At 72.3% G+C, this 4,861-nt stretch carries 4 protein-coding genes; 1 reads left to right on the top strand and 3 read right to left on the bottom strand.

What is annotated here, in order from left to right:
- Window positions 1-133: 133 nt before the first annotated feature.
- Window positions 134-1,096 (top strand): 2-hydroxyacid dehydrogenase, encoded by a 963-nt coding sequence (locus AC1MIR_RS18690; RefSeq protein WP_480029698.1) that lies wholly within the window; start codon window positions 134-136, stop codon window positions 1,094-1,096.
- A 38-nt stretch (window positions 1,097-1,134) separates the two neighbouring features.
- On the opposite strand, the gene AC1MIR_RS18685 is transcribed toward AC1MIR_RS18690, so the two are convergent.
- The 3 genes from AC1MIR_RS18685 to AC1MIR_RS18675 are packed head-to-tail and all read right to left on the bottom strand — an operon-like array spanning window position 1,135 to window position 4,765.
- On the bottom strand, window positions 1,135-1,947 hold the full coding sequence (locus AC1MIR_RS18685) for a creatininase family protein (protein WP_480029697.1): 813 nt from the start codon (window positions 1,945-1,947) through the stop codon (window positions 1,135-1,137).
- Between the two features lie 23 nt (window positions 1,948-1,970).
- Window positions 1,971-2,951: an oligopeptide/dipeptide ABC transporter ATP-binding protein gene (locus AC1MIR_RS18680; RefSeq protein WP_480029696.1), complete on the bottom strand. Its 981-nt coding sequence runs from the start codon at window positions 2,949-2,951 to the stop codon at window positions 1,971-1,973.
- Window positions 2,948-4,765 carry a dipeptide/oligopeptide/nickel ABC transporter permease/ATP-binding protein gene (locus AC1MIR_RS18675; RefSeq protein WP_480029695.1) on the bottom strand — a complete coding sequence of 606 codons (1,818 nt, stop codon included), beginning with the start codon at window positions 4,763-4,765 and terminating at the stop codon, window positions 2,948-2,950. Before AC1MIR_RS18675 ends, AC1MIR_RS18680 begins: the two co-directional genes overlap by 4 nt.
- Window positions 4,766-4,861 lie beyond the last annotated feature (96 nt).

The raw sequence follows: 4,861 nt of genomic DNA, 5'->3' as shown, positions 1-4,861 counted from the left end.
GCGCGCGGCGCCCGGCGGCCCCCCTGCCCGGCGCCGCCCGGCGCCGCGCCCACGGCAGCGTCGCCGCGCTCGGCGGCGGGCTGGCGCGGGCCGGCGTGCGCTTCTCCACCGAACCCAACAGCAAGGCCCCGGCATGACGAAGATCATGATGCTCCAGCCCATCGGCGCGGAGCAGGAAGCGATCATCAAGGAACAGCTGCCGGCGGGCTTCACGCTTGGCGCGGTGAAGGGGCGCGCGCCGGAGGACCTGAAGGCCGGCGTGGCGGAGGCCGACTACTGCGTGTGGTGGGACCTGCCGGTCACCGCCGACATCGTCGCCGCCGGGCCGCGCGTGAAGCTCTATCACAAATGGGGCGTCGGCATCGACAACATCGACATCGAGGCCTGCCGCGCACGCGGCATCCGCATCGCGCGCACCACCGGATCGAACGCGATCCCCGTCGCGGAAGCGACCATCGGGCTGATGATCGCCATCGCGCGCCGCATCGTGCAGGCGCATGTGGCGACCGTGGCCGGCGGCTGGCCGAAGAACGAGGTGTGGCGCCATTCCATCCTCGTCTCCGGCAAGACGGTCGGCATCATCGGGCTCGGTGCGATCGGCAAGGGCGTGGCCAAGCGGCTGCGTGGCTTCGACTGCACCATCCTCTACAACAACCGCAACCGCCTGCCGGAGGCCGAGGAGCAGGCGCTCGGCGTGCAGTATCGCCCGCTGGAGGCGCTGCTGGCCGAGAGCGACATCGTCTCGCTCAACTGCCCGCTGACGCCGGAGACGGCGGGGATGCTGGATGCGCGGCGGATCGGGATGATGAAGAAGGGCGCGCTGCTGGTGAATGTCGCGCGCGGCGGCATCGTGGTGGAGAACGACCTGGTCGCCGCGCTGAAGTCCGGCCACCTGGCCGGCGCGGCGGTGGACGTGTTCGACCAGGAGCCGCCCCCGAAGGACCATCCGCTGCTGCACATGGACAACGTCATCTGCACGCCCCACACCGCCAGCACGGCCTATGAGAATTCACGCCGCAGCGTGGCGCATTGGCTGGGCAACATCCTGCACGTGCACCGCGGCGAGGAGGTGCCGGAGAAGGACCGGGTGCTGTAGCCGTCCCCTCCCCCGAAGGCGGGGGAGGGAGGCGCCGCCTACTGCTTCGCGAAGTGGTGGCAGAAGCCGGCGCCGATCTCCGTCAGGCGCTCGGCGATCAGCTTGCCGCTCTCCGCGCTGCACAGCCGCGGGTCGCCGGTGCCGAGGCCGTTCGGGCTGACCTTGTCGTATTCATGCGGCGTGGTCACCTCCGCGCCGTTGAAGCTGAGCGAGCCCCAGCCCTGGAAGGGCAGGCCGAGCGCCGTCGCGCCGCCCTTGCGCGGCTCCGGCACAAGATCGGCGCGGATGCGCTCGGGGAACAGGTGCATGCAGAGGCTGGTCAGCGGATCGGCGCCGTGGCTGCTGACGGCCTTCGCCTTCTCCGCGCCCAGCAGCTTCGGCATCTCGGCATAGGCGATGCGCCAGAGATAGAGCGAGGGGATGATCGGCCCGCCCTTGTGCATCACCGCGCGCGTCGCCTCGTTGATGACGTTCACGTTGCCGCCATGGCCGTTGATGATCACCAGCTTCGTCAGCTTGTGGCGCAGCAGCTCGGCGAACAGCTCGTCCAGCAGCGCGCGGAAGGTGGCGGCGGAGAGCGCGATGCCGCCGATCATCGGGCCGAAGAAGTCGCCCTTGCCGAAGGGCAGCACGGGCGCCACCACCGTGCGCGTGCCTTCGGCGGTCGCCTTCAGCGCGATCAGCTCGGCCATCTTCTCGGCCAGGAAGTAGTCGCCCATCGGGGCGTGCGGGCCCTGGTCCTCATGGCTGCCCATCGGCAGCAGGATCACCGGGTTCTTCGGATAGAGCGCACGGGCCTCGTCGCCGGTGATCTCGCCCATGCGGACTTTCTGGGGTGATACTTCGGTCATGTCTGGCCTTCCTCTGGCGGGTCTCAACTGATCTCTTCGGCGCGGATGCAGGCGACGCGCTGGCCCGGCCCGCCGAACGCACGCAGGCTCGGCACCGTCTCCGCGCAGGCCGGCTGCGCGAAGGAACAGCGTGTGCGGAACACGCAGCCGCTCGGCGGATCGGTCGGGCTCGGCGGGTCGCCGGGCAGGATGATGCGCATCGCGCGCTTCGCCGGATCGAGCATCGGCGTCGCGGAGAGCAGCGCGCGGGTATAGGGATGCAGCGGGCGGGCGAAGACCTCGCGCACCGGCCCTTCCTCCATGACACGCCCGAGATACATCACCGCCACGCGGTCGCAGAGATGGCGCACCACCGGCAGGTCGTGGCTGATGAACAGCATCGCCAGGCCAAGGTCGCGCCGCAGCTCCGCCAGCAGCTTGATCACCTGCGCCTGGATCGAGACGTCCAGCGCGCTGACCGGCTCGTCCGCCACCAGGAAGTCGGGGTCGGTCGCCAGCGCGCGCGCGATGCCGAGGCGCTGGCGCTGGCCGCCGCTGAACTCGTGCGGGAAGGCGCCGATGCGCAGCGGATCGAGTCCGACGAGCTCGAACAGCGCGGCGATGCGCGCGGGATCGGCGCCGCCGCGATGGATCGCCAGCCCGTCGCCCACCTGCGCGCCGACGCTGCGCCGCGGATCGAGGCTGCCGAAGGGGTCCTGGAAGACGATGCCCATGCGCGCGCGCAGCGTCTTCCACGCGGCGCTGCCGGGCTTCGGCAGGTCGGCGCCGTCGAAGCGCACGCGGCCGGCGGTGACGTCCAGCAGGCCGAGCAGCAGCCGGCCGAGGGTGGACTTGCCGCTGCCGCTTTCCCCCACCACGCCCAGCGCCTCGCCGCGCGCGATCTGCGCATCCACGCCGGCGACGGCGCGCACCGGCATGCCGCGCGCGAAGATGCCGCGCGGCGCGAAGCTTTTTTCCACCGCTTCCGCGACGACCAGTGCTTCCTGGCGCGGCGACGCGCTCATCCCGCCAGTTCCTTCCAGCGGATGCAGCGCACCAGGCGTTCGCCCGCCTGTTCCAGCTGCGGCGGGCGCTCGCAGGCGGGGGTGGCGAAGGTGCAGCGGGGCGCGAAGCGGCAGCCGGGCGGCCAGGCATCCGGGCGCGGCACCACGCCCGGGATGCCCTCGGGCTCGGCCTCGCCTTCCGGCACGGCGGCCAGCAGCGCGCGCGTGTAGGGATGCAGCGGGCGGGCGAAGACCTCGGCGACGCTGCCGCGCTCGACCACCTGCGCGGCGTACATCACGACCACCTCGTCCGCCGTCTCCGCGACGACGCCGAGCGAATGGGTGATGAGCACGACGCCCATGCCCGTCTCGCCGCGCAGCTGCGCCAGCAGGTCGAGAATGCCGGCCTGCACCGTGACGTCGAGCGCCGTGGTCGGCTCGTCGGCGATCAGCAGCCGGGGGCGGTTGGCGATCGCCATCGCGATCATCACGCGCTGGCGCATGCCGCCCGAAAGCTCATGCGGGAAGGCGCGGGCGCGCCGCTCCGGGTCGGCGATGCCGACGCGCTTGAGCAGCTCCACCGCCTCGCGCGCGGCCGCCTGCGCCGGCACGTCGCGATGCGCGCGGATCGCCTCCGCCACCTGGTCGCCGACGCGATGCACCGGGTTCAGGCTGCTCATCGGGTCCTGGAACACCATGGCGATGGCGCCGCCGCGCAGCTTGCGGCGCTCGGCCTCCGGCAGGTCGAGCAGGTCGCGGCCTTCGAAGCGCGCGACGCCGGCGGTCACCTGCGCGACGGGCGGCAACAGGCCCATCACGCCGGTTGCGGTGATGGACTTGCCGCTGCCGCTCTCGCCCACGATCGCCAGCGTCTCGCCGGCGCGCACCGCGAAGGAGACGTCCTCCACCGGGCGGATCGCGCCGCCAGGCGTGGCGATGTCCACGGTCAGGCCCTGCACCTCGAGCAGCGGCGCCGGGTCGCGCGCGGGGAACAGGCCGGGCAGCACGCGGTCCACCGCGCTGAGCCGCGGCAGCCGCCCGCCGCCCTTGCGGTCCACCACGTCGCGCAGCGCGTCGCAGAGCATGTTCATCGCCAGGATGGTGAAGGTAAGCGCCAGGCAGGGATAGAGCAGATAGGTCGGCGCCTGCTCCATCGTGGCGCGCGCGCCGCGGATCATCAGCCCCCAGGAGGGCGTGGGCGGCACCACGCCGAGGCCGAGGAAGCTGAGCCCGCTCTCGACCACCACAGCCGCGGCGACGGCCAGGCTGAACTGCACCAGCACCGGCCCCGCGATGTTCGGCAGCACCGTGCGCGAGAGGATGCGCTGCGTCGGCGCGCCGAGCGCGCGCACCGCCTCCACATAGTCCTGCCCGCGGGCCGAGAGCACTTCCGCATAGGTCACGCGCACGAAGCCGGGCAGGTAGAGGATGGAGAGCACCAGGATCAGCGTGGCGGTGCCCGGGCCGAGCAGCGTGACCACCATCAGTGCCAGCAGGATCGGCGGGAAGCACAGCACCACATCGGCGGCGCGGACAGCCATGAACTCCGCCACGCCGCGGAACCAGCCGGCCAGCAGCCCGAGCGTGGTGCCGACGAGGCAGGCGATCGCGGCCGAGGCGAAGGCCACCATCAGCGAGGCCTGCGCGCCCCAGACGATGCGCGAGAGGATGTCGCGGCCGAACTCGTCGCGCCCGAGCGGACTGCCGGGCAGCCAGGCGGCCAGCCGGTTCGGCACGTCCTGGCGCACCGGGTCGGGCAGCGGCAGGAGCGGCGCGAAGACGGCCAGCAGGACGATCAGCGCGACCAGCGCGCCCGGCAGGATGAGCCGCTTCACTTGCATGCGCCCTCAAGCGCCGGGCGGCCGCATCCGCGGCCTTGGCTTCGCCGCATTCGCGGCGGGTCGCGTTCGCGGCCTCGGCCTGCTGCGCAG

Source organism: Falsiroseomonas sp. RANM36 (assembly GCF_056682175.1).
This window is presented reverse-complemented; position numbering and strand designations above follow the sequence as displayed.

Coding starts and splice junctions, on each gene's coding strand:
- AC1MIR_RS18680 (WP_480029696.1), bottom strand. CDS start 2,951: ATGAGCGCGTCGCCGCGCCAGGAAGCACTGGTCGTCGCGGAAGCGGTG.
- AC1MIR_RS18685 (WP_480029697.1), bottom strand. CDS start 1,947: ATGACCGAAGTATCACCCCAGAAAGTCCGCATGGGCGAGATCACCGGC.
- AC1MIR_RS18690 (WP_480029698.1), top strand. CDS start 134: ATGACGAAGATCATGATGCTCCAGCCCATCGGCGCGGAGCAGGAAGCG.